The sequence below is a fragment of the Arthrobacter sp. AFG7.2 genome, from assembly GCF_002892835.1.
Lineage (GTDB): Bacteria > Actinomycetota > Actinomycetes > Actinomycetales > Micrococcaceae > Arthrobacter.
The window spans coordinates 1-635 of sequence record NZ_PJMB01000023.1 but is presented as its reverse complement, the minus strand read 5'-3'; the positions used below and the strand labels follow the sequence as shown (position 1 = coordinate 635).

Here is a 635-nt window from a genome sequence, read left to right as displayed (position 1 = left end):
ACTTGTTCGCACCCGACCACGCCGCATGCACACACCCGCCCAACTGCACCGGAGCAGCCGGCACACCCTCGCCGTCGAACGCCACCGTTTTTGCAGTAGAGCCGTTCAGGGGCTGCTTCAGCAACGCCTTCTGCGTCGCGATCGCCACAAAGTCACTGGCCGGACCGCCCTGCTGCAGCTTGGCCTCGCGTGCGTTGTCCAGCTGCAGCCGCTTCCCGCCCGGCAGCAACAACTTCCCGGCCGCCGCATCCAGCACCACCGGCTTGTCTCCCACCACCGTGATCTGCAGGTCCCCCGACCCCTTCAACTCACCCCACGTCTCGGACTCCGAGGACACCACTTCACCGTTGGCGTCAACACCGGTCACCGTCACCACGCCCGACTCCGGGTCCGCCGAATAAATCCGGTCATCCTCCCCGACAGCCGAAACAGTCCCCTCCGACCCCACCAGCACCGGCTCCGACGCTTCATCAAAACCATTCACCGTAGACGGCGACACCGCCCACACCTTCCCCGACGCCGCGTCCGTCACCGAGATCACCTCGGACCCGAAACTCACATCCGCAGCACCGGGCAACTGCTTATCCCCGCCCAACCGCATATTCGCCGGCGACACCTGATTCAACGTCGAACCA

The 635-nt window shown here is 65.2% G+C and carries 1 pseudogene; it reads right to left on the bottom strand.

Annotated elements, in window-relative coordinates:
• A pseudogene (locus tag CXX84_RS18910) lies at positions 1 to 635 on the bottom strand (hypothetical protein); the annotation flags it as partial.